The sequence below is a fragment of the Cytobacillus oceanisediminis 2691 genome (genome assembly GCF_007678455.1).
Lineage (GTDB): Bacteria > Bacillota > Bacilli > Bacillales > Cytobacillaceae > Mesobacillus > Mesobacillus oceanisediminis_A.
The window spans coordinates 1-274 of the sequence record NZ_VEEP01000217.1 but is presented as its reverse complement, the minus strand read 5'-3'; the positions used below and the strand labels follow the sequence as shown (position 1 = coordinate 274).

Genomic DNA, 274 nt, shown 5'->3' with positions numbered 1-274 from the left:
CTTGGCAGGTTTTGGGGGAACGAGGGGGATGCGGAGTCGGAACAATAGGTTGTGGAATGAATTATGGTTTGTGGGTTGAATAGGGGAGAGGAGATTATTGAGGGATTTGTGGGGGATGGGTCGAAGAGCGAGGAGCTGGTGGGGTGTGAGGTTGTAAATGTGGGGAACATGGTTGATGAGGTGGTGGGGAAAGAAGTGGGTGAGCAGTGTTTGAGCAAGTGCGTGGATGTTGATGGGATTAGGGGAAAGGAAACGGATGAAGGGTTGGGTGATC

General features: G+C 51.8%; 1 protein-coding gene. It reads left to right on the top strand.

All coding sequences use genetic code 11. The features are described from left to right. Nucleotides 1-63: 63 nt before the first annotated feature. Nucleotides 64-274, top strand: a 211-nt coding sequence (locus tag FS736_RS24915; protein ID WP_222125112.1) for a hypothetical protein, incomplete at its 3' end; no start/stop codon positions are given.